Source organism: Clostridium zeae, assembly GCF_017312485.1.
In the GTDB taxonomy this organism is placed as follows: Bacteria; Bacillota; Clostridia; order Clostridiales; family Clostridiaceae; genus Clostridium_AR; species Clostridium_AR zeae.
In genome coordinates, this window is record NZ_BMBA01000003.1 from 45461 (window position 1) to 71910 (window position 26450).

General features: G+C 31.7%; 18 protein-coding genes and 1 riboswitch. Of the genes, 1 reads left to right on the top strand and 17 read right to left on the bottom strand.

The genetic code is table 11. The annotated features are described in order from the left end of the window. Window positions 1-11: 11 nt before the first annotated feature. The 6 genes from J3477_RS15045 to J3477_RS15070 form a co-directional block, all read right to left on the bottom strand. Complete coding sequence (locus J3477_RS15045; RefSeq protein WP_206870790.1) at window positions 12-878, bottom strand: carbohydrate ABC transporter permease; 867 nt, start codon at window positions 876-878, stop codon at window positions 12-14. Beyond that, complete coding sequence (locus J3477_RS15050) at window positions 878-1852, bottom strand: carbohydrate ABC transporter permease (RefSeq protein ID WP_206870791.1); 975 nt, start codon at window positions 1850-1852, stop codon at window positions 878-880. Before J3477_RS15050 ends, J3477_RS15045 begins: the two co-directional genes overlap by 1 nt. An 87-nt stretch (window positions 1853-1939) precedes the next feature. Further along, entirely contained in the window at window positions 1940-3295 is a 1356-nt protein-coding gene (locus J3477_RS15055) for a sugar ABC transporter substrate-binding protein (protein ID WP_206870792.1), read from the bottom strand. A gap of 176 nt (window positions 3296-3471) precedes the next feature. Next, the gene (locus J3477_RS15060; RefSeq protein WP_206870793.1) at window positions 3472-5073 is read right to left on the bottom strand and encodes a response regulator transcription factor; all 1602 of its coding nucleotides are present in this window, start codon (window positions 5071-5073) and stop codon (window positions 3472-3474) included. A 58-nt stretch (window positions 5074-5131) separates the two neighbouring features. Beyond that, entirely contained in the window at window positions 5132-6970 is a 1839-nt protein-coding gene (locus J3477_RS15065; protein WP_206870794.1) for a sensor histidine kinase, read from the bottom strand. Continuing rightward, window positions 6971-8617: an extracellular solute-binding protein gene (locus J3477_RS15070; RefSeq protein ID WP_206870795.1), complete on the bottom strand. Its 1647-nt coding sequence runs from the start codon at window positions 8615-8617 to the stop codon at window positions 6971-6973. It abuts the gene before it with no gap. A gap of 517 nt (window positions 8618-9134) precedes the next feature. Between J3477_RS15070 and J3477_RS15075 the strand changes: the two genes are divergently transcribed. Beyond that, window positions 9135-10409: an aminotransferase class V-fold PLP-dependent enzyme gene (locus J3477_RS15075; protein WP_206870796.1), complete on the top strand. Its 1275-nt coding sequence runs from the start codon at window positions 9135-9137 to the stop codon at window positions 10407-10409. A gap of 79 nt (window positions 10410-10488) precedes the next feature. On the opposite strand, the gene guaA is transcribed toward J3477_RS15075, so the two are convergent. The 11 genes from guaA to J3477_RS15130 form a co-directional block, all read right to left on the bottom strand. Then, on the bottom strand, window positions 10489-12021 hold the full coding sequence (gene guaA / locus J3477_RS15080; RefSeq protein ID WP_206870797.1) for a glutamine-hydrolyzing GMP synthase: 1533 nt from the start codon (window positions 12019-12021) through the stop codon (window positions 10489-10491). Window positions 12022-12317: 296 nt separating this feature from the next. Then, window positions 12318-13772 carry an IMP dehydrogenase gene (guaB, locus tag J3477_RS15085; RefSeq protein WP_206870798.1) on the bottom strand — a complete coding sequence of 485 codons (1455 nt, stop codon included), beginning with the start codon at window positions 13770-13772 and terminating at the stop codon, window positions 12318-12320. A 151-nt stretch (window positions 13773-13923) separates the two neighbouring features. After that, window positions 13924-14021: riboswitch (purine riboswitch) on the bottom strand. 326 nt (window positions 14022-14347) lie between these two features. Continuing rightward, entirely contained in the window at window positions 14348-17719 is a 3372-nt protein-coding gene (locus tag J3477_RS15090) for a DUF5057 domain-containing protein (RefSeq protein ID WP_206870799.1), read from the bottom strand. A 170-nt stretch (window positions 17720-17889) separates the two neighbouring features. Beyond that, window positions 17890-18426, bottom strand: a complete 537-nt coding sequence (locus J3477_RS15095) for a type II secretion system protein (RefSeq protein ID WP_206870800.1) — start codon at window positions 18424-18426, stop codon at window positions 17890-17892. A 14-nt stretch (window positions 18427-18440) separates the two neighbouring features. Then, a complete protein-coding gene (locus J3477_RS15100; protein WP_206870801.1) occupies window positions 18441-20669 on the bottom strand; it encodes a hypothetical protein in 2229 nt (742 codons plus the stop codon). A gap of 17 nt (window positions 20670-20686) precedes the next feature. Continuing rightward, window positions 20687-21553 (bottom strand): prepilin-type N-terminal cleavage/methylation domain-containing protein, encoded by an 867-nt coding sequence (locus tag J3477_RS15105; protein WP_206870802.1) that lies wholly within the window; start codon window positions 21551-21553, stop codon window positions 20687-20689. A gap of 11 nt (window positions 21554-21564) precedes the next feature. After that, window positions 21565-22818: a hypothetical protein gene (locus J3477_RS15110; RefSeq protein WP_206870803.1), complete on the bottom strand. Its 1254-nt coding sequence runs from the start codon at window positions 22816-22818 to the stop codon at window positions 21565-21567. Next, the gene (locus J3477_RS15115; RefSeq protein WP_206870804.1) at window positions 22815-23378 is read right to left on the bottom strand and encodes a PilN domain-containing protein; all 564 of its coding nucleotides are present in this window, start codon (window positions 23376-23378) and stop codon (window positions 22815-22817) included. The genes J3477_RS15110 and J3477_RS15115 overlap by 4 nt, the downstream gene beginning before the upstream one ends. A gap of 13 nt (window positions 23379-23391) precedes the next feature. Next, a complete protein-coding gene (gene pilM, locus J3477_RS15120) occupies window positions 23392-24543 on the bottom strand; it encodes a type IV pilus assembly protein PilM (protein WP_206870805.1) in 1152 nt (383 codons plus the stop codon). Between the two features lie 225 nt (window positions 24544-24768). After that, window positions 24769-25203 carry a prepilin-type N-terminal cleavage/methylation domain-containing protein gene (locus tag J3477_RS26320; protein WP_206870806.1) on the bottom strand — a complete coding sequence of 145 codons (435 nt, stop codon included), beginning with the start codon at window positions 25201-25203 and terminating at the stop codon, window positions 24769-24771. A 41-nt stretch (window positions 25204-25244) separates the two neighbouring features. After that, entirely contained in the window at window positions 25245-26447 is a 1203-nt protein-coding gene (locus tag J3477_RS15130) for a type II secretion system F family protein (RefSeq protein WP_206870807.1), read from the bottom strand. Window positions 26448-26450 lie beyond the last annotated feature (3 nt).

A 26450-nucleotide genomic window follows, 5' to 3' on the forward strand; every position in this document is an offset into this window, starting at 1 on the left:
TCAAATAATATTTAGCCTTTAACTGCTCCTGCTGTCATACCACTAATAAACTTCTTTTGAAGCGTAAAAAACATTATTAGAACTGGAATTGTTGTTACAACACTTGCTGCCATCATTAAATCATATCTGTTTTGGTAATTACCAACGTAAAGTCTTATTCCAACTGGAATTGTTTGAGTAGAAATGTCTGTAGTTAGTACCCACGCAAATAACAGTTCATCCCAAGCCATTAGAAAAATATATATACCAGTGGCAATAATGCCTGTAGTTGAGATAGGTAATATTATTCTTACTAAGGCTCCAAATTTTGAACATCCATCTATTCGAGCTGCTTCTTCTAATTCCTTTGGTATAGTTGCAAAAAATCCTCTTAAAATCCATATACTAAATGGAATAAAGAATGCTGAATAAGTAATTATTACTCCAGGATATGTATTCACTATTCTTATTCCAAAGTTTTCTTGAATCTTAATAAACATTATATAAAGAGGCAATAAAAACATCATACCTGGTATCATTTGTGTAGCAAGCACTGTTCCTCCGAAAATACCTGAACCAGGAAATTTGTATTTTGCAACTGCATAGCCAGCAAAAATTGCCAAGGCTAACGTAACTAAAGTAGTAACTCCACAAATAATTAAACTGTTCTTAAGATACGCAAAGAAATTTATGTTTTGCCACATTTCAATATAATTATGCCAGTTAACCGGCTTTCCTAGAGTACCTGTTGCTAATTCTCCTTGAGTCATTAATGAACTTAAGACCATCCAAATTATTGGAAATACGCTACTTATTATTAGTATAACTAGAATAATATTTGCTGCAATATGCTTTGCTTTCTTTTTTCTTTTAACACTTTGTACGTAACTTGTAGCCATTATTCATCCACCACCAAACTATCTCTAAATACTCTATACCATATCCACACAAGGGTAAGAACACATATCATTACTACAATAGTAGCTGCTGCACCAGTACCAAAGTTCCATGTTTGGAAAGAGTTTCTCTGAATATTTGTCATCAATAAATCTCCCCATTTACCTGGATATCCAGCACCATGTCCAAACATCATTGAAACAATATTATAAGAATATATATAATTAATCATTCCAAAAAGCATTTGAATACCAATTACCGGTTTAAGTAATGGTAAGGTTATATTTCTGAACTTTTGAACTGCATTTGCTCCATCTATTTCTGCTGCTTCATAAAAATCGTCAGATATACTTTGAAGTCCTGCTAGTAGCATTATCATTACAAGTGGTACATTTCTCCATATTGTAGGTATTATTATTGCAGGAAGTACATTAGGTCCAGTAAGCCAGAAAGGCTTGGTTGGAAGAATATGTAGCCAATCTACCAATATTCTATTAATAATTCCTGTATCTTGCTGCCACATAAATCCCCACAACATACCTACTACATAAGAAGGCACAACCCAAGGAGTTAATAATAAAGTTCTTGCAATTCCTCTAAACTTAAATTCTCTATTAACTACCATAGCTGATGCCAGTCCCAAAACTATAACTAAGACACTACAAATAAATCCATATATTCCTGTATTTCTAAGTGCCTCTAAAAATCCAGAACGCATATTACTTGAGGTGTCAAACAAAACCTTATTAAAATTATCAAAGCCTGCAAATGGTGCGTTTAAAAATTGTTTTAATGTAAACTGATTAAGTTTAAGTACTGAAAAATATAATCCTTGTATCATAGGTATAAGTTGTACGATTACCATTGCAATTACTGCTGGTGCTATAAGTGCATATGCAAATTTATTTTTTCGTATATTTTTTATAATGCTATTCTCACGCCTTGTACGTATGGCTGGATTCTTTTCTATTTCCATGTGGCACCTCCTATAACGACCTATATATCTAATATAAATTATACAGGGGACACCCCTGTATAATTTAATTAACTATTGTTACTTCTATTATTGTTGTTGGCTTAGAACTGCATTAACATCATTAGCTGCTGCGTCTAACTCTTTCTGATTTTTAGCAGGATCATATGCGCCATTAACACCCATTACGTTATCCCATACATTTGATAAACCTTTTTGTAACAATGATTCTGATGGTGCCCATCCTGGGATTGAAGGGTATGATTTACCATATTGTAACTGTTGCTTGAATACTGATAACATAGGATCATCTGTTACAAACTTGTCATCAAATGATTTAGCATTAGTTGGTAGATTACCATGTTTCTTAGCATATGCTACCTGTGCATCAGCTGATGAAAGGTAAGCTAGTAACTTAGTAGCTTCTGGCTTGTTCTTTGAAGATTTAAATATTGCTAGATCACTTCCACCGAAGAATGCATATCTGCCTTTTGGTCCTTCTGGAATTATAGCAACTCCAACCTTTTTAGGATCTAAAGATTTAGTGCTATCCTTAGCAAATTCAGTTTTTATTGTTTGTGCAAGGTAAGCACCTGAGATAATAGTTGCATATTCACCACTATTGAATAAAGCTTCAACTTCAGATGAATTTTTTTCTAGAGCAGCCTTTGGCATTAGACCATCTGCAGCTAAGCTTGCATAGTAGTTAATACCTTTTACTGACTCAGGCGAATTTATTGCTGCCTTACCATCTTTAATATATTCTCCGCCTGCTCCCCATATCCACCATGAGAAGTTATGAACAACATTCCAGTCATTCTTACCTGGCATTCCAAGAGCAGCCATCTTTTTACCATTAACTTCTACTCCATTTAACTTCTTTAATGCAGCCTTAAAGCTATCCCATGTATTAAAGTCCTTTGTAGGATCTACTCCTGCTTTTTCACAAGCGTCCTTTCTGTAGTAAATAGCTCTTGTATCTACAAACCAAGGCACTGCATATCTTTCCTTCTTACCTTCTATGCCAGTTGTACTTAGTGTAGCCTTTACAAATGCTTCATCTCCTCCAAAATCCTTATAACTTGGAGTTAAATCTTCTAATGCTCCCATTGCACTTACAGCTGAAACCCATGTATTACCTAACTGAGTGATATCAGGTGCTTGACCACTAGTTGCTGCTGCAGTAATCTTAGTCCAAGCTGATCCCCAATCTAATACAGTAGGTGTAACCTTTATATTAGGATTCTTGTCTAGAAAAGGTTGTATAACTTCCATAAAATCTTTATCTGGAGTTCCGCTATTAGGCATTATCCAAACGTTTAAATTTACATTTCCTTTTGTTGATGAATCCGCAGTTTTCGAAGTATCGTCAGCTTTGGAGCCACATCCAAATAAGCTTGCAGCCATCATACTTACTAATACTGCTGAAATTAATTTTTTCTTCATTCCAATCCCCCCTGATTTCTTTCTTCAGTATTTATGATATATTAATCCGTATTTTACTAAAATGGTAGAAAATTACGATAGAGTATTACAAAATTACTCAATTTAAACATTTACATAAAAAGCAACTAACCCAATTAAAAAAAGACTCTATAAATTAATATAGAATCTCTCTTTATTTACAAACTGCACTTTTTATATTCAGCTGGATTATACCCGGTATGCTTTTTAAAGAGTTTACTAAAGTACGCAGTTTCCTTGTAGCCTAAAACTTCGCTTACCTCATATACCTTATAGTCATGCCTCTTTAATAATACTTTTGCTCTCTCCATCTTAGCTTTCGTTACATATTCTAAGAAATTTTCTCCTGTTTGCTGCTTGAATATAGAACATAGATAATTCTTGCTGATGTTTAAATAACTCGCCATAGCTGTTAAAGTAATATCCTTATCTATATTGTTTAACACATATTCACAGGCCTTTTGAACTACATTATCGTTCTTATTCAAATTATATTCACTTATGACATCTATAAGTTTTTTAATATTATCTGTGAGCTGCTTTTCAATATCTTCTAAGGTTTCAACACCTAAGAACCCTATTTTAACGAGCTCACTTAAATCATATAAGTCTTCTAAAAAACTATATTTTTTTAAAACATTATTATAAATATTATATACAATCTGAGTAAAGGCAATATTAATCTTGAAAATGTCAAAATTCAATATTTTAGCTATTTCTTTAATTAGCTGCTGAAGCATATTTAAAGATTCCTCTTTCCCCAAGATTATTGAGTTTATAAGTTCCTTTTCTTTTTCAATTGGGTAAACAAAATTTTCTTGTCTCGTCTCTACCAATTCACTTATGTGAATTGTCCTATTGGTGCCTAATACATATTTATATTTTAAGGTTTCTTTTGCATTTAGGTAACTTTTGTGAATACTATATATCTGATTATAAGAATTGCCAATTCCTATATTTAATTTAATTTCTAACTCTTCATTACCTCTTCTAAGTATATCTTTTAGAGCCAATATAAAACTTTCATTAAAAGCTCGTAATTCAATTTCTTTTTCTGTTTGTACTATAATAATCTTTTTCCCAAGTTCTTCATCTAAAATATGAAAACACTCTATACCACATTTCTTTAATTCTTGCTCAATTATAGCTTGAAAGCTCTTTTCTAAGTAACTCCATTCAATGCTTTCACTTATGTCTTCTTTACTAATAACAATATCATTGATTTCCACTATTGCTACCTGAATTTTCCCTTTAACTAAAGGTAAATTATACTTTGAGATATACTCATCAAGCATAATCAAATTTTTTCCTCGTAGTAGATCATACAGTATTTTCTCTCCAGATATAATTTTGTTTATGCTGTATTCATACTCCTTTTCTTCCTTCATCTTAAGTTTTTTGTAGGCATTAATCAGTATATCTTTAAGTTTTTGTGCATCTATTGGTTTTAGTATATAATCAAAAGCCCCAAGTCTTATACCTTCTTGCGCATACAAAAATTCATCATACCCACTTAATAGTACTACTAAGGTATCTAAATTCATATCCCTTATTGCTCTTAATAGTTCGATTCCATTTACTTTATGCATCTTAATATCTGAAATAATAAAATCTATACTATGTTCTGATAATAGTTTTAGTGCCTCTTCTCCATCTCGTGCTTCGCAAATAATCTTAAATCCAAGCTCCTCCCAATTCACTATCTTTTTTAATCCTCTTCGGATAATTGGTTCATCATCTACAATCATAACTGAATACACATTTATCCCCCCCAAACCTAGACTTTTAAACTTCATCTTCAGCTTTTAATAATTTACATTAGGAACTAGATTGTTTCTGTTTATTAGGAAGCTTAAGTATCATCTTTGTATAGCTATTCTCTTCTGCTTCTATAACAATACCGTATTGATTACCATAAAAAAGTTTTATCCTGTCATTTACATTTTTAAGTCCAACTCCAAAACTTTTGTCTGTATTTCCGTCTATATGACTTTGCAAGGCTTGTACTTGTTTTTCATCCATTCCCTTTCCTTCATCTATTACATTTAAGTATAGATATTTTTCATCTGTCTCTACAGATATAGTTATGTTCCCATTTTCATCTCTTAGTTTTTCCGAAAGACCATGCTTCACTGCATTTTCTACTAATGGCTGAATAGTAAATTTTAATATTGGTATCTTAAGAAATTGTTCTTCAATATCAATTTTTAAAATTATTTCAAAATCATATCTTAAAGTCATTAAAGCTACATAATTATTGATATGTTTTATTTCCTCACTTAATAGCACAAATTCATTATTCCATTTCATGTTATATCTCATCATATCGCCTAAAGAAGCTAAACAATCAGATACAAGAAAATTATCTTCAACTAATGCCATCATTCTTATATTTTCAAGAGTATTATATAAAAAATGAGAATCTATTTGAGTTTTCAATGATTTCAATTCCGCTTCCTTAGTCATTATTTCTTTATTTATACTGTCTTTAATTAGTACATCGATAGTCTTCATCATTTGCCTAAAGTTATGTGCAAGTATACCTACTTCGTCATTACCATACACTTCTATACTAGGCATCAAATCTCCACTTCTTACCTGCTTAACCGCATTTATAATTTTATACAATCTCTTAAGTATCGTCTTAGTTGCATAATAAACAACAATTGATAATACTATAAGTAAAAGTGAAGAGTTCCATATTAGTAAAAGCCTAGATTTTTTTATTCCTTGTGAGATATTGTTCAAGGATATTACACTTAATAAGTAATTATTAGGTATTGGAGACTCTTTGTACAAGACAATAAAATGCTCTTTGCCTTGATTATAATTTATTTGACCTTTTTCAGATACTAATTTATCTTTTATGTCTTCTCCAAGCTTATCTATATTAAATTTAGAGTTTTTCAGCAAAAAACTGTTCTTATCTGTTTTTATATCCATACTCTCTTTGTTTACAAAGAATATTTGTCCACTTTTCATCATATCTTCTTGAAACATCTTTGGAAAAAAGTCTTTAGAACGCATAGTTACTCTGCTAATTCCTAAAAGCTTATTATATGGGTATTCAATATTTTTATTAAGAGAAACCACTAAATCTTTAGATTCATCATTATAAGCTGAATTAATCTTTATATCATTGTCATAATGATTTATATTCCAATATTCAGCTCCACTTTTTTCAATAGTCTTTTTATACCAATCATTCTGAGTAACTCTATCCACTCTATAAAACGTAGGCCATAACTCTCTCATATTTGCATTTTTAGTGAAAATGTTTATCTGTTTTATTGTTGGATTGCTATTTTGTAGACTTATTAACTGCTTATATGTTGTATCCTTAAAATCAATTAATTTTTTGGAGTCTTGCATATCCCCTTGTAGATATCCAAGCAACTCATTATTCGCTTCCAGAGAATTTATTATATTTCTCATTATATAAACATTTTTTTCAACACTGTCGTATTCATTACTGAGATCATAGTTAGCCCTATTTATTGTATCCTGCTTAGCATTTTCAGAAAGTTCATCAAATGTATAGAAAGAGAAAATTAATATAGGAATACCGATTATAAGTATGTAAGTTATAATTAACTTTTTCATTAAACTTTTATTCATAAATATACTTATAAGCTTTTTAATCAAAAATTTTATCATTTATTTTACTCCTACTAAATTCAACTTTCTCTTATTCTCTTCATATCTTTGCTGTTTATATTCTTGTATCTTATCCCATCCTTGTGCATTTCTATAAGTAATAAATTCATTTAAAATACTATCAAACTCACTATCACTTTTAGCAATAAGCAGATTCTTTAAGGTGCTTTGCCATTTAGAATTTATTCTAGCTAAAGCGCTTCCTTCCTCATTTTCTCCATAGGGACTAATATCATCAAATAAAGAGTAATTATAGGTTTTTCCTCTAGCCCACTCGCTTATTTCCTTGATTGGCTCACCACTCGGAGGTGTCCATTTTTGTTGTAGATTATCATCTGCTAGCATCCAATAAGTATTTGCTGCTCCATACTTATTATCAAATGCAATTCTATCCTTATTTAATAAGTCCAAGACTTCTGGTTTAAACTGCTCTTTCCCTTCAATTTCATCCCATGTAAGTCCTTTAATGCCCAAATATAAATCTCTGTTTCCCTCTTCGCTGATTAAGTAGCTTAAAAAACGTATAGCTCTCTCTGGATTCTTGCATCTATTTGAAATTAATGTAACCGTCCATCCTGAAATACTATCTCCTGCTAATTTAGGCTGGTCAAGCTTGGAATTAGCAGGTCCATCAACTGCCATATAAATTTGATTTTTATCTTTAGAATACAGTTTTAACTGCTGAGCTGCCATGTCAGAGCTTTGATAAAGTAGCGCAAAATATCTTCCTTCTGTAATATTTTCTTCCATCTGAGCTCTTTTATCTATAAAAATATCATTTGATAATAGTCCTCTTTCATTAGCTATTCTTAAAGTTTTTAACCACCTAATATATTCTTTATCAGTCTCCCTATCATATATTTTTCCGTCCTTTTCCCAAGGTATTGCTAAAAAATTAGGTAGAATTGTCCCTAGCGAAAGGTTACCAGAGTCAGTAAACTCATGAAATCCTATAGGTATTAGCTCTTGTCCATTAACCATAGGAAATAGTTTTTTAGCCTTTTCAAGTGCACTTAAAAAGCCTTCAGGTGTTCTCATATCCGGTTTTCCTATAGCCTCATAAATATCTTTTCTAACCAAAAAAGCCTGATTTGAAGGTTTGTCCTCTTTATAATCTGCATCAGTTACAGTATTAGAAAAATTCGGGTAACAATACACATGCCCATCATCCTGCTTATACCACTCCAGCTTTTGCTTATCTGCAACCTTCGTAAAGTATACATCATATTTCTTCGATAATTCATCAAGGGGCAAGGCAAATCCACTTTGTATAACTCTTTTGTACCCATCATCCCCAGCACTTAAGGTAATGAGATCTGGCAATTTTCCTGTTTCAATCATAGCATTCAATTTTTGCGTTTCGTCTCCACTTGGGATTATAAAATTCAAGTTAACACCAGTCTTTTGTGTAACATATTTTGATACAGGATTAGTGCCCCATTTAGTTGTAAACCATGAAAAGTCAATGTACCAATCAAAGGTTATAGGACTTGTATCTGCTTTCCAGCCTTCTCCACCATTATTGCTTTTGGCTACCTTGTCTTTCTTTTTATCAAAAGGACTATATAACATAAAAAAGGTAATTGTTAATGTTAAGATTATAAAACTTATAATACCTATGAATACCTTTTCATTATATCTTCTCATAAGTTTCCCCCTTCAGATTAAATATCTGCTTATTATCATGCTCAATACTTTAATGTAGTCGATTTATAGTTTTTATTATATATGTTAAAAAGATTTTATTCAATAATTGGCAAATGCTACAATAAACTGATCTACTCCAAGTATCACTGATAATTTACTTAAGAGACAGTATTGATTAGACTTCATGTTTAGTATAGTTTATAATTTTTACTTAACTACAATAGTGTGGTTAGAATCATACACTTAGCAATTTATCATGAGTTCCTATGCCTACAATCTTACAATCACTTAACACAATAACTTTATTAGCCTACAATTCTCCATATTCTATATTCTCATTACACCACCTGATAATACCCTAATTTTTCCCTCAAGACTTCTAAGTCCTACTTTCTAACATCTATCCCATCTATCTTTATACTTCCATAACTTAATTCACTTATTAACACTATCATTGGGGCATTTCCTTAATACTAAGCATATTATATAATATTACTTATCAAAGGAGTGCACTTTTATGCTATTCAATCTACGGGACTATTTCTTTGGAACAGACACTCTAATAAACACCCACTATGGCCTTACAAATAGGGTGTATTTAAATAATGCCGCAACTCCTTTAGTGTCAAAACCAGTAATTCAAGAATTATACAAAATTCTTCCTATTTACTCGTATGGCATTGAATCCAATGCTTTATCAGAAGAGCTCGCATTAAAATATAATCAAGTCAGAGATATCGTAATGAACTTTATTGGTGCCGATTCCTCTCTAGATACTGTTATCTACACCTCAAACACAACTACAGCCATCAACCTCCTAAGTCAGGCTTATTATGAAAGCGACCCAAATCAGATCATCTTAACTACGAAGATGGAACATATGGCTAACTATCTTCCCTTCCGAGAAAAGATGAAGACTGTGCTTGTCAACCTAACTTCGGAAGGAAACGTGGATATGAATGACTATACAGCCAAGCTTGAAGAATATAGCGGAAAGATTAAGTTGGTGGCTGTAACTGGAGCATCAAACATAACAGGTATAATTCCCCCATTTTATGATATGGCTAAAATGGCCCATAACCACGGAGCTAAGATACTAGTTGACGCAGTACAGCTTGTACAACATAAAGCCTTTAGCATGAAGCCTCACGATGATGCCTCCCACATTGATTTTGTTACCTTTGACGGACATAAGTTTTACACTGGGCAATCCGGTGGAGTTCTAGTTGGAGACAAAGCATTTTTAAATCAATATAAACCGCTACTATATGGAGGCAGTATTACTGAATTTGTAAGCAGTTCGCAGATTATATATAAACCTTCTCCAGGTAGATATGAACCTGGATACCCAGACTTCCTCGGTATCATCTCTTTAGGTACATCGATCCGTTTTATTCAAGAGCTTGGTATTAAGAATATTGAAGAGTGGGAACAAGGCTTATACCTCTACCTTATTAGACGCTTAAGTCAGATCCCCAATCTGATTCTTTACGGAGACGTATATAGTAACCCACGAACCCCATTTGTATCCTTCAATCTTAGGGGGCTGTCATACCGCACCTTAGCTCAATGGCTTGGCTATAGCTACGGCATTGATATAGCCTCTGGTCTAAATGGTGCTAATATATATGTACAAGATTTGCTTGGGCTTACTGATGAACAGGCATTTTCTTTGTATAAAAGTGGTGAAGGATGTGGTATTACTAGAGCTTCAATAGGACTGTTTAACAGCTATACCGATATTGACCGATTGGTTGATGCATTGTTTTCCATATCATCTCAATTGCGCTGATTACAATATTTGAACTATACTTAAAGCATAAAAAAGTTCGCAAATCCTTATTTTATAAGGATTGCGAACTTTATATATCTTATTCCCACTCAATAGTTGCTGGTGGTTTAGAAGTTATATCATAAACAATTCTGTTTACTCCTTGAACTTCGTTGACTATTCTTCTTGATATTTTATCTAAAACTTCATATGGTATATGAGCCCAGTTTGAAGTCATTCCGTCTGAAGATGTTACTGCTCTAAGTGCTATAGTATGACAGTATGTTCTTTCGTCTCCCATAACCCCTACACTTCTTATGTCAGGTAGAACAGCAAAGTATTGCCATATCTTGCCTTCAAGACCGTTAAGAGCAATTTCTTCTCTGTATATAGCATCTGCTTCTCTTACTATATGAAGCTTTTCTTCTGTTACTTCGCCAAGAACTCTTATTGCAAGTCCTGGTCCTGGGAATGGCTGTCTCCATACTAAGTTATGAGGTATTCCAAGCTCTTCACCAACAGCTCTAACTTCATCTTTAAATAATTCTCTTAATGGTTCGATAAGCTGAAAATCTATATCTTCTGGAAGTCCTCCAACATTGTGGTGACTCTTTATAACAGCTGAAGTACCAGTACCACTTTCAACTACGTCTGGATATATTGTTCCTTGAACTAAGAACTTAGCATCTCCGATTTTGTTTGCTTCTTCTTCGAATACTCTTATGAATTCTTCTCCGATTATCTTTCTCTTAGTTTCAGGATCTGCTTGACCTGCAAGCTTTGATAAGAATCTTTCTTGAGCATTTACTCTTATAAGGTTCATATCAAATTGTTCGCTGAAGATCTTTTCTACTTGATCGCCTTCGTCTTTTCTAAGTAGACCGTGATCAACGAATATACAAGTTAATTGCTTACCAACTGCTTTATGTACCATCACCGCTGCAACTGATGAATCAACTCCACCAGAAAGAGCACAGATAAGCTTCTTATCTCCAACTATTTCTTTTATCTCTTTTATCTTTTCTTCTGCAAAGGAAGCCATTGACCATGTCTTTGAAAGTCCGCATATGTCATAAAGGAAGTTTTCAAGCATCTTCTTACCAAATGGAGTGTGTTCTACTTCTGGGTGGAATTGAACTCCATAAAGCTTCTTTTCTTCATTTTCCATAGCAGCAATCGGACAAACATCAGTGTGACCAGTTATCTTAAAGCCCTTTGGAGCTTTAGCTATGTAGTCAGTATGACTCATCCAACATGTTTCAGCACTTTCTATGCCTTTAAATAGTTTTGAAGTACTATCTAAATTTACATTTGTCTTTCCGTATTCTCTAACTGGAGCTGTATCAACTTTACCGCCAAGAATATGAGCCATTAATTGATCTCCGTAGCATATTCCAAGAACAGGTATGTTTAGATTGAATATTTCGCTATCGATTGATGGAGAATCTTCTCCATAAACACTGTTAGGACCACCAGTGAATATTACAGCACTTGGGTTCTTTGCTTTTATTTTTTCCACTCCATAAGTGAAAGGTATGATTTCACAATATACTCCGCATTCTCTTACTCTTCTTGCGATAAGCTGATTATATTGTCCACCAAAATCCACTACCAAAACAATTTCTTTATTCATTTGTATCCTCCATTTTAGGTATGAAATTTAAAATACTTTTATAAAAGATAGTTTTCAAAATTTAACTTTACGTACCATTTATCTAAAACAGCTATAGATATCAAACTTTAGACACTTTAAATTCTATAACACTGCTCTGCATTATTAGAAAGCTTCCATCTTAAATATGATATCTATAAAACTACTCTCGCCTTTTGCTATGCATAAATCATGATATTAATATTACATAAGGTCTATATAATTTACAACCGTTATATTTTAGCACACCCTGCATTTATGTCCTATTTATTAAAATCTTATTGATTTACACTATAGTTTGGAGCTTCCTTAGTTATGTTTATATCATGAGGATGACTTTCTCTAAGACCAGCTGAAGTTTGAACTACAAATCTTGCATTTTCAAATAAATCTTCTAAAGTCTTAGCACCAAGATATCCCATACCAGATCTTATTCCACCAACTATTTGGAATACTGTTTCTGATAAATATCCCTTATAAGCAACTCTTCCTTCTACTCCTTCAGGAACAAGCTTCTTGCTTCCTTCTTGGAAGTATCTGTCCTTGCTTCCAGCAGCCATAGCTGAAAGTGAACCCATTCCTCTATAAACCTTATAGTTTCTTCCTTGATATATTTCCATTTCTCCTGGAGCTTCTTCACAACCAGCAAGAAGTGAACCCATCATAACACTACCAGCACCAGCAGCTAAAGCCTTAACTACATCTCCTGAATACTTTATTCCTCCATCAGCTATAACTGGAACTCCATGCTTTCTTCCTTCTTCAGCACAATCCATAACAGCTGTAAGTTGTGGTACCCCAACACCTGCAACAACTCTTGTAGTACAGATTGATCCAGGTCCTATACCTATCTTAACGCAATCAGCACCAGCTTCTATAAGATCTCTTGTAGCTTCTGATGTAGCTACATTACCAGCTATGATTTGTAATTCAGGGTAAAGGCTCTTTATTTTACTTACTGCATCTATAACACCTTTTGAATGTCCATGTGCTGTATCTATTGTTATAACATCAACTTGAGCTTTTACTAAAGCTTCAACTCTTTCTACCATATCTCCTGTAACCCCTACAGCAGCTCCACATAAAAGTCTGCCTTTTTCATCTTTAGCTGCATTTGGGAATACTCTTGCTTTTTCAATATCTTTTATAGTTATAAGACCTTTTAAGAAGCCTTCACTATCAACTAAAGGAAGCTTTTCTATCTTATGTTTCTTAAGTATTTCCTTAGCTTCATCTATTGTAGTCAATTCTGGTGCAGTTATTAAGTTTTCCTTAGTCATAACTTCATCTATTGGTCTTTCGAAGTTTGTTTCAAATAATATATCTCTATTAGTTATTATTCCAATTAGTCTTCCGTCTTCAGTTATTGGCACTCCAGAGATTCTATACTGACCCATAAGTTCATTTGCTTCTCTTATAGTATGGTTCTTTGAAAGGAATATTGGATTTGTTATTACTCCATTTTCCTGTCTCTTAACTCTATCAACCTCTTTAGCTTGTTCTTCTATGGACATATTCTTATGAATAATACCTATGCCACCTTCTCTTGCCATTGCAATAGCCATCTTTGCTTCAGTTACAGTATCCATACCTGCACTTATTAGTGGTATATTAAGTCTTATCTTTCTTGTAAGTTGTGATTTTGTTTCAACCTGATTAGGTAATATTTCTGATTTGTGTGGTACAAGAAGTACGTCGTCAAAGGTATATCCAGTTTTCCATATTGTAGCCATTACTGATCCTCCTAATTTAAATAATAAATTTCATTTTTATATTTTCTTGCAAGCCAACTTGCAAATTATGTATTATATTGTGGTAATTTTATAAATAAAAACAAAAAAAGCCTATTAACTCAAAGTGAAGTTAATACGCTATAAAATACTATAGAATACCAATTTCACTCATAGTCGGGAATTTACGGTTTCCGGTAGAGACTCCTTGCCTTATCCAAGGGATATACGAGTAATTTAGTTCGTTTTTATTAAATTTATTTAATTATAGAATATGCAACGAAGCTTGTCAATTATTATCGATAGAATTGTTTTTGGAATAATTAACTGATTTTTTTATTGCATTTACAAATATATTTGATATGTTTTGTTGCATTTTTATGTAAAGGTTTAACTGTGTTTAATTTATATATCGTTGATTCATAAAGATATTATTAGCTATCAATTCCGTTATAAATTGTATTTACTATATATCGATCTCTAATTAACTTGCCATCAATCTTTAAATTTAATTACACTTAGATAAACCTGCTCTTTATACGTAAAAAAATAGCACCTCGATTTGAGGCGCTACTTTCCTAAAATAAATCTTGCAAGTCTTGACATGTAATTGTTATCGGCCTGCTTGTACCATTCAAAGTAACATTATTAGTATATGAATTATTGTTACCTAGCTTTACAGAATATTGAATTAGATACTTACTATCCGTTTCAGTATTTGAAAATGCCACTGTGAATTTATTTCCAGTTTCAGTAAGTTTAGTTATATTACAATCTGTTATTTGGGTAATAGTTCCGTCACCATTCATCCTAAATAGCTTAAACTTATCAACTGTAACGTTAGTAATCGAATCATCTAAATCAAAAGCAATACTTGGCGTTAAGTCTTTAGTTTTAAATATAACTCCAAAAGTAGCATTTGAGCTTTTGGTTAGATTAATATTTTCTGTTATAAGACTATTATTCGTATATAATCCATGTGAAATTTCTGCAATAGGGTTTGCTACAAATTCAATATCTTGCGCATTATTATTAAAGTCGAATGATTTAGTTATCTCTGATTGATCCACTTGATAACCATCAGGGACATTACTTAATTTAAATGTGTATACCCCTGTGGTAATATTGTATATAGAAGTACTTCCACTGTTAAAACTTACTGTATTAACCTTTGTTCCATCCTTATATACATCAACCTGTGCAGTTCCCATAGCTACAGAATTATTCCCTGTAAGTATTCTTACAGTTGCTTGTCCATCTCTTACGGGTAACCCTATCTTATACTTTCCTCCACCTGGAGATGTAGTATTAGTCTGGTTGTAGCTAAGTACACCATCTATAGATATTTGTCCACTTTTCTTAGTCAGAAAGGTGAAGCTACTAGTTTGACTACTAGGATTAGCTGCAGGTGAAAACACTACATTATTAAAAGATATACTATCTCCCCCGCTTGTTACTTGAACATCTTCACTATTATACTTTCCTGTAATATTGTAAGTTATATTTGACAACGTTGTTTGCAATCCTTGAGTAGATTGGTTTGAATTTGCAACAACTCTAACTGTAGCTACATCTCCAACAAGATATCCAGTCTTATCATATGATAAACTTAAAGAAACCGTTGGATCACTAACTAAATTTATTGTATAAGTTTGTGAAACTTCTGCTAGAAGCGGATCAGAAGCTTTAACAGTTATTGTAATACCATTTCCACTTACGTTTTTAAATACAGAATTAGGTATTGATACAGGGATAGCCTCTCCTTGCTTTTTATTACTATAAGAATAAGTCTGGATTAGATTAGTACCATATCTAACTGTTACATCAGCATTTATGGGATCATTATCCCTATCAGTTGGAATAAAATTAAAGTCAATGCTTGACTGATTTCTTGATACCTTCGCCCCATCATTTAAATTAACTTGTAAAGTAGGAGCATGATTCGCTCCTCTTTCTGCTTTAACCATGGTGTTTACAAAAAGCTTACATTCATCTGTAGTATATCTAGTACTATCACCACTATGTCCAGTTCCAGAATATGTTATATTGCCTTTTGAATAAGTATAGTAGTAATTTCTAGCATCATATTGATTATAACCATTACCACTTGGCTTTAGAGTAAACCATGGTACAACATCTGGATCTTCTAAATTAAGTTGGTACCATTGATAGTGAGTCGGAGCTACACTTATATCTGCATCATATCCTATTCTATATGGATATTGATTAATAAGTCCATCATTTATTTTATAAACACTAGTAGATTCACCAGAATATGAACCAGCAGTAGCAGAACTTTCAAACATGCTTAACAGTCCTTTTGTCATACCAAGTGAAACCTTCCCTTGATCGCTGCTCTTTAACTGCTCATGTGGAATATTCCTTGCATCATATTTCCCAGTACTGACATTGAAATTTTTATATATATCAACTTCAGTTGGATTATACGGGTCCACATATCTTGATTGACCTATTATATCCCTAAAATTATGAGTTATATTTTTAGAACTCTTATCAGTTGAATCTACAGTTGGCTTTATGGTTGTAGCTGAAGTTGTATCTGGATAGGAAAGATATCTATAAGTTACTGTATCATGGGTAAACATAACACTCTGCCCAGTACTTATAAAACTCTTGATTTCGTTAATACTAGTTTGAGGCAAATCATTATAAGCATAGCTATCTGCAAATCCAAGTATTATCATGTCATAATTACTATTGAGTTTATTCCCAGATGATATATCATTATTAAATTCTGTAGTTGATTTAGCTGCAATCTGTAAATTGTAATCACGAAGATTTGTTATTAAGCTATTGATTATACTATTATTAGTTAAATTAAAACTATTACTTATACCATTTGTTGAGACTGGATAAACTTGAAGTACTCTAACTATTGGTTTGTGATTAGGATCCGCTTGAAAGTCTATAACTCCAGTTTTATAAGTTTTTACATTACCGCTAGTAACTACTTCTAGTTTCCATGTTAAATTTCCTACGAATTGATCATCTAGCTTATAACTTATGATTCCATTATTATATTGAGTATTTGATGTATTTATATTTTGAATTGTTTTTACTTTTTCCTTATCTTTAAATAACCCATCTCCATTTAAATCTAAATATAAGCTTACAGTCATGTTTTGCTCTTCATTATCAGTTGCTATGTTGTAAACAAAATTAATATTTCTATCGTTGTTTTTTGATTGACTTGCTATTGATAAAACAGGCGATCTTTTAGCAGTTCCATTTATATATTTATCAACAATACTATTTAGTGTCATTTGAGCTTGATTGATTTTAACAAGATTTCCGTTGGTTAAACTATTAAAGTTAGAATATATTTTCGTACCTGTATTGCTAAGAGCTTCATTAGCTATATAAACTAGTTGTCCAGAATTTATACTATCTAATATTTCATTTGCTCTCTTATTAGTTATATCATTTTCACTGTAGTATTCAATATATGTTTTTTGATCTGGAGTACCATTACTATTTCTAGTACCGGCCCATCTACTATCATTAAGCATCCCTAATGTAGTTGGACTAGATGTAGTATTGTAAGCTTCCTTACCATACGGCAAATATCTTGGTTTTGAATTACCAAATTCAGCACTGTAAGTAACAGAGCTTGAAGTATTATTATTACCAATGACAACCACATCATATTTACCATTGATTTGTTCTACATTAGAAATATATTCAGCCATGGTTATATGCCTTATAGTTACTGCCATATTAGATATATTCGAAATAGTTTCAACTCCTGAAGTTGCTGATCCCTGTGTTTGTGTTAGTGAAAATCTGTCAGTTGGCTCTATCTCTAATATACTCATTGAATTTCGAGAAACAGAAGCCTTTATAATAAGTTTATTAGTAAAAAAAGCTCCAAATACGAGAACTACAATTGCTAATAACAAAACCGTTCTTTTAATAATATTTTTCTTCACAAAATCACCACCTTATTATGTGATTATTAATTATATGATACTCTAGTTTCAAGAAAATTTGTACAAGTTTTATTATATTTTTTTAATTATAAATGATAAATACATGTTAAGAAAAAATGCTATTGATAACTATAAAACTTAATTAATTCAATAGCATTTTTTGCTCTAATTTATTGTGTCGTTACCCCTTTATTCCTAAATACAACATTTGAGGTTATACTGTAACTTATGCCTTTATCTTGTAGTGTAACTTTCATAGTCATGCCTGAAGCTACATCATAAGTTCCACCTATAGGCCTAATTGTTATACTCAATACCTTATCTGAAAGAGTTTTTGTTGTGACTGTGCCATCTTCCTTTGTATGTGTTTCAGTCAAAGTTTTATTAGTTGTGGTATAGCTATAAGTTATAGTTTCTGTTCCAGCGTAGAGTGTTAACATCAAGTTTTCTATACCTCTTTCAGTAGAATCTGCTGGAGGCGGGTTATTTCCATTAAGCTGTCTTATAATATTTCCTTGGCTACCATAGCTAGTAAATGAATTTTGAATTTGTTGGCCTTCAAATTGAAGATTAGATTTTACATCAGTATCATTTAGATCTCTATTGCTTGAAAAGAAAAACTGGTATATAACACCTAAAACTATTGTTAGCAAAGCTAGTACAATTATAACCTCAATGAGGGTAAATCCTTTTTTCTTATTTATCAAATTTAACACCTCAATTATCTAATAATTTTCCAAACACCTTTATCTATATATTTTTTAGGATCTATTGCGTTTACCACTTCATCAGAGTAAGTAATCTCACTAGATGCCTCTTTTATTTGATCTGACACAGTATCTGTAGAATCAAATAAACCATTAAACTTACTGCTGTACTTAGGATCAATAATAGTTTGTTGAATATAATCTGCATCATAAGTAATATGTGTATTTCCCTGTCCACTTAAAGAATTATCCACATTCACACTCTTCTTGCTTATAATAGTTCCTGTAAAATTAACATCTCCAGACAAATACACATCACCTGCAGTTACTATTATTCCTTTAATATCAGATTTATTTATTACAATATCGCTAGAAGTATTACCGACATTATAACTTCCATTTTTTACAAAGATCTTTTTAGAAGGATCTGAATTTATGATAACAGTGTTGGGATCACTATTTGAAGAGATATAATCTTTATCAGCTGTTAGTTTTACTTCTAAATCTACAGTTTTAATTACCTTACCTTTAGTATATGCATTGATTATTTCATCTTCATCAAGATTTGAATTACCCATTTCATAAACTTTTCTTGCAAATTCTTTTTGTTTTTTCACTACATCTGCTGTATTTTCCGGCTTAAAAGTTGAGTTATATAGTTTTCCTCGACTTATATATGCTCCTATACTTTTAGTTCCTCCGTTTTCAGGTAATTGAATTTGTTTAGTAATATTAACACTCTCACCATTACTAATTTTCGTATTGTAATAATCGTAGAAATGTGCGCTTTTATCAAATACCGTTATCTTATCCTTATCAATCAATTGTAGCGGAGGATAATATGAGTAATAATAGCCACTATTTTCCTCCCTAGGTAGCATGGTAGTATATGCGTTATAATATCCTTTTACAGCCACAGACTCTCCAGTCTGATAACTGCCATTTACCCCACTTGTATTTATATAAGCAGTACCCATAATATAAGCTTCACCATTAACTAATATTGAGGATGAATCATCATTTGAATTTACAATAATACTACTAGATGATCTCTCTTTCGCAGCAAGCTTATCAGCTGAATGCAAGATATCACTATTATCTGAAATATCACTTATTGCATATAACCCATTATTTATTGTCACTGTACTGTTGGTAGAATTTATAGCTAAATCATTATCCAATACCGCATAACTTATTTGAAGATTATTCGAATTAGAGGTATTTCCTTCTGTATTACCAACATAAATGTTATTTGCATAAAGATTAGGTATATTTGAAGTTGCATTATTTATCAAATTTAATGTTTTAGAAGTTACTACTTCTCCATTAAGCCGTGCCGTAGAATTATCTATACTTATACCGCCTTTATATTTATAGTAAGCAATTGATCCAACACTCTCATAATCATTTCCTTTAATAAATATTTGACCATTTACTATAAAATCCCCAGTATTTTTTACATTCAAATCTCCGTCAGCTGCTATAGCTCTTTGAATGACTGGATTAACGCCAACAGCAGCTTTGTTAGTTTTTAAGCCGTATCCACCTAAATACTTAGGAGTAATCTTATAATTAGCCTCTATTTGCCTTTGATGATTTCCTGTATTAGAGTCTTCTTCATAACTAGAAATTATCTTTAAAGAAAATTTAGTTGGATTAGTATCATTTTGTGCATTGGTATCATCTATTCCTTTTACCTCTGCTGTAAAATCTGGATTTTTATTTTCTGTAAAAGTTACAGCTGTATATTTATCTACTGTTGCCGAATAATTATTTATATATACCTTATGTTCCAAGCAATATCTCAATTCATTTCTTATTACATTGTTAAAAGCTTCTAAAAACTTATTGTCTAACACCTTTTTTACTTCATCTACATTTATAGAATAATCATCTTTTAAGAGTCTGCTTTTTCTCTCATTATCAGTTCTTGGATAATCACAAACATTACTGCTCTGCATTTTCACTTTTTCGCTAGCTATCTGTCCATTCAATTGGTTACTTATAAAGTTACTTACGCTATCATTTCCAGCTCTTGATGATTGCTCCACTACCTTTCCTGTGATAGCATAAGCAATATCCAAGCCTGACTCAGTAGAATATAAATTCTCAATTCTTTTGCTTTCAATTATCCTTGATTTATAGCTTGAGGTTGTCAACGCTAAAACAGAAACTCCCACAGTAGTTAATATTGCAAATATAGCTACTACAGTTATTAATGTACTGCCTTTTTTCTTTTTCATTGAACAAATTCCTCCCATCACTTAGCTATATTTGAATTTACCGAATAAATTAAATCATTGTGTTTAAAAATCTCTACTTTAGCATCATAATTTTTACTAAACGTGTCTGCATTACCTTCTGATGCATTGTAAAAGCTAACTAGACCGCCTTCATTAACACTAGAATATTTTATAGTGCGACTATTATCTTCTCTAAACACTCTATCAATAGGAACTGTAACGTAAACTTTTAATTCACTTGTAAGTCCATTAGTTACATGTATATTAAAGTTACTGCCGCTTTCATATAAATCACTAAATTTTACATTTATCTTATTTGTGAATGTATTTTTTGTTATGGTAAATATATTATTAGTAGTAGTGTTATTAAAAGTCAAATTATACTGAGTGACACCTCCACTTACGGAACTATTTACTGTTATATACAAATCATTTTTATTATTTGATATTGTTTTAACTGTACCATCAAGTGTAAAGGTTCTGTTGTCGTCATCTCTACTAACTTCAACTTTTTCATCATACGAAGTGCTAGTATCATTGTTATTATAACTTACGTCTTGATTTTTTCTATTAATAGTTACATCGACTCTATAATCTCCCAAATTTAAACTTCCTGCAGTGCCTAAAGCATTGATTAATAATGGGTTAGAACTATCATTATTTAAAACTATTGTAGCATTTTCAAAAGAACCAATACTCTTTAATCCATCCAATACTTGCTGTGATAAATAAACAGCTTGTTGCTTGTCTTCACCATTCTTATTTATTTTTACCGATGTCAAAATCATATTTCCTATTGGAACAATCATAATACCTATTATTGCTATACTTATGATTACCTCTAATAGAGTCATACCTTTTTTCTTTTTCGATTTAATACTCATAAGCATCACCTCTAATTTTTGGTGACATTTACTGCTTTTCCTTCACCAGTAATCTTTATTCTCGGATTAGCGCCATCATCACCACTTATAGCAACTGAAATAACTTTATCAGTGTTATTGATAATCTTCATATTTACACCAGATTTATCACCCACACCCTGTCTAGGCGTTGAGAAAATTTCAAATTTAATATCTCCTGCATTAGGCTTAAACTCTACCCCATTAGAATCATACTGAAGAGGATAACTATTTTTACTTGTCTTATATTTATAATAGTAACTACCATTTTTGTCCTTAGTAACTACCATTTCTATATTTTCAATACCTGGGTTATCAGCATAAAGATAACTTGTCCTGCTTTGATCATTGTCTCTACCAATTATAACTGTAGGTAAATCAGAACTAATAGGCTTTGAAACCATTGAAAAATCATTCTTTACTTCTTGTGGCTTAGCTGCATCTTCTATGGTTGAAGCCAAGGTAAGTTGACCTCCGCCAAAAGGTGTATCTTTTCCATATTTATTTGTTAAAAGCCATTTTGAATAATCACTATCTTCATCTCCAACCTTAGGAACTGCATAAAATTCTAAAGTTAAAGTTCCAGTTATACCAGTTTGAGTACTTTGAGCCATAGATAGATTAGATAATACTATTCTTTTGATTCTTTCTTCTATGTTTTTTATAAAGGTAGTTAAGTTTTGATAGCTTCCTCTAAAGTTTAACGTAACCTTCATTTGCTCGGCAGTATTTCCACCACCATCTTTTGCTTGAACAGCTTGTCCATTATTTTGTTGAGTTACCTGTGTGCCACTATTATTTGTCTTATTGTTATTATTGCTAGTACTGTTGTTGTATTGATCTGCTAAACCTTGAAGTGACGAAGAAGGTAACGGCTGGTAAGTACTCTTTTTACCTTCTACTCCTTGAACTTGTATATTTGAAAAGCTTATATTACCCTTTAAATTAGCTCCTTTAAGAAGATCATCTAATTCTAATATTAGTTTTTCTTGAATAAGCTCAGGATAAATATTTTTTGATTTATCTATGATTTTTGCATTTAATATCTTTAAATCTGCTTCTTTTTTATCTAAGGAGTTTATTGTGTTCATTATTGTGTTATATTTTGTTTCAGCTGCAGCTCTTTGAGTCTTTAGCCCAGCTATTTTCTCTACTTGTTTTGTATAAACGAATTGATAGTAGCCCACAACTACCAGAACCGCTAGCAGAATACCTAGTAAATATTTTTCTCTTTCACTTATCTTCATTTCACATCAACATCCTTTAATGTACATTTTAAGTCAAAGGTATAATTCCCATCATTAGAATCATCTCCGCTTATATTTCCTATTTGGGCATCTGCTATTATATCTAGGACTTTCATATTGTGTTGAACTTCACCAATAGCTGTTCTTGTTTTAGAAACTCCTTGTATACTAAGACTACTTCCATCAACAGTTATACTCTTAAAATAAACATCTGCTGGAAGTGTAGAATTGATTTTATTAAGCAGACTTGATGATATAGTATTTCTGCTGTTTATACCTTCGTTAATCTTAGTAAGACCATCATCATATTTATTAAGTACATCTATTTTCTTGTTAACTTCTTCAGCTTTTTTTACCTTATCTTGCACCTTTGGAGAATTTATAGAGCTTTGAAACTTGTCTATATCTCTATTAAGCATATAAACATTTATACTGTTCCATACAAAAGTTCCTACAATAAATAATAAAACTACTGCTGAAACTGTATAAATATATATCTTCTTATTTACTACCTGCTTTTGCTTCCCTTGATAAGGGGCGAAAAAATTAAAATCATTCATACTCATATCCCCCTTACAGTCTTATTATAGAACCAATTGCATTAAGGTATTGTTCTATAGTCTCAGTGGCTATTTTTAAATTTAGATTTACATTATCCATGGTTCTAACCTTTGAAGTAGGTATTGAAAATCTATTAAATATATATCTTTCTACTCCTTTTAAGTTAGAACTTCCTCCATATAAGAATATCTTATCTATACTATTTCCAACCTTTTTGTTTCTGTAGAATTGAATTATTCTTTCGAGTTCCATACTCCATTCATTTACTACATCTCTTATTATTCTATTAGAAGAATCCTCATTATCACTTGAAATTGATAAATCACCTTTGTTTTTCTTTATCTCTTCAGCAGCCTCTAAAGATATTCCCATTGCTCTACTAAGTGCTCCATCAATATTGGCTCCACCAGACTTTATAATTCTAGTAAATTCAAACTTACCATCCTTGTATATACTTACACTAAGAGTACTTGCCCCCATATCTATAAAAGCTAAAGTCTCTTCTGTGCCATAAGCTTCATCATTTACTTTATTACTGTAGTTTACAAGTTTGTTTAAGGAGTTATAAGATATATCTAAAGCTAAAGGTTTTAAATTTGAGTTAGTTAAAAGCTTATAATACTTCATAGCTAATTTTTCTGGATATGTAATAACTAAAGTCTTAAACTTAAGCTTTGATTCCACTTGAAATCTATCCAGTATACTTTGCTGTATCACATAATCATCCATGTTTATAGGAAGATACTGCTGGATTTCATACTTAACCACTGTACTAAGTTCATCCTCTTGTACAGCAGGTATAACAACTTCTCTATTAATTACACTAGTAGAGTTATTTGTACAAATGGCCTCTTTTATATTGATTTTGTTATTATTAAGAAGCTGCTCTAAAAAAACAGTCATAACTTCTTGATTTAATATATTTCCATCTCCAACCGCATCTACAGGAGTTTTAGCCGTGATAAGTCTTTCTATCTCTAATTGATCTTTATAGTACTTACCAACTACTACCTTAGTAGTGTCACTTCCAAAATCAAAAGAAACTACTTTTCTATTCAGTTCTTTCTTTTTAATCGGTTTCTTTTCAATAGGTTTATTTCTTATTTTATTTTTAAGATCACTTATATCTACATTCATTAAGTCTTTTACTTTACTGAAATCCATTTACTTGAACCTCCGATTTTCTGTTTTAGTTTTGCTACTCATATCTATATTTTAATAAAATATGTTTCTCATTGAGTTCAATTTAACTTTAGTTTATATATACTTAAAACTGTATGTATATTGGGTTTTAGGCATATATAAGCTAAGTTATGAATAGATATAGTTTAAAGTGTAAAGTTATGAAGATAACTTTACACTTTATATTAATACTATTAAATAATTGTATTATGGAGTTGTTATAGTATCTGTTTTAGCAGTTCCACTAGTAGTCAAAACTTCAACTTCTCCAGTTTTACTAACCCAAATTGTATAACCTGTTGCGCCATCTTCTTGAGGCTTTTTAACTGTGCTTAATGTATCAGAAAGTGATGAATCAGAAAATGTAAGAGTTCCACTTGGGAAAGTTATAGTAATTACTTTAGTTGTTGTTTGAGCCGGATCAACAGTTATGCTACCATCAGCAATCTTAGTTAAAACAGTCCTCTTAATTGTTTCACAACTTTGTACATCAGCCTTATATTTGGAATCATTTCTAACCTTCGCAAAGTTAGGTATAGCGATCGCTGCAATAATTGCTATTATAGCTATAACTATAATAAGTTCAATTAAAGTAAATCCTTTCTTTTTCTTGTTTAGTCTCGTATTTAATACGTTTGACATAAATTATTCCTCCTTGAATCTTTTATTATATATTTTAGCCACTACATATTGTTATACATAGTAAACATTGGCATCATTATCGATATTACGATAAACCCAACTATCCCACCCATCACTATTAAAAGTAAAGGTTCTATCAAAGCCGTGGTCGTTTGTATAGTTGTTTCTACTTCTTCATCATAAAAATCAGCAGTTTTATTTAAGATTTCATCCAATGACCCCGACTCTTCTCCTATTTTTATCATAGAAGCCAGCATTGGGGGAAATATTTTACTTTCTTCGATAGGTTTAGATAACCCTTCACCTTTGATAAGTTCTTCTCTTATTTCTAACAGTTTATTTTGAGCTATTTTATTTCCAACTACCTCTGATACAGTCTCTAAAGCTTGCACTAAACTTACACCACTAGATAGCATAGTAGATAAGGTTCTAGTAAACCTAGAAACAATAATCTTTTGATTTAGTCCTTTTACAATAGGAAATGTAAGCTTAAATTTACTTATAAATAACTGCCCACTATCGCTTTTAAAATAATATCTTAATCCTAATACAATTAATACAATTATTAAAAGTATTAAAAATCCATGTTTGCTCAAAGCACCACTGATAGCAAGTAAAATTTTTGTAGGTACAGGAAGTTCTACTCCACTCTGTGTAAACATATCTATAAATGTAGGTAAAACAAAAGTTAAAAGTACAGTTACAACACTGACTGCAAGTACACTTAGTACAGCAGGATAAACCATTGCACCTTTTATCTTATTGTTAATCTTATTTTCCTTCTCAAAATGAGTAGACATTCTAAGCATTACGCTATCTAGATTACCACTCATCTCTCCTGTTTCTACCATACTTATAAGTAAGTCTGGAAACACTTTTCCTTGAAGCTTCATCGATTCAGATAGGGTTTCACCCTTTTTAACATTATCCTCAACCTTTGAAAGTACTTCTTTAAGCTTTTTATTAGGAAGCTGCCTTGCAAGAATGTTAAGGGAACTATTTATTGATACACCAGCATCTAGCATGGTATAAAATTGCCTACAAAAAATAGCAATATCTTTAGTACTAACTCTATCAAAAATACTCAAGTTTATAGTTGTTCCCTGCTGTATTTCTTCTACTAGAAGCGGATAATAATTATTCGCACTTATCATATCCATAACTTCATCTCTAGAATCTGCAGAGTAGGTTCCTTGAAGTCTATCACCATTTTCATTCATTGCTTTATATTTAAAATTAGGCATGTA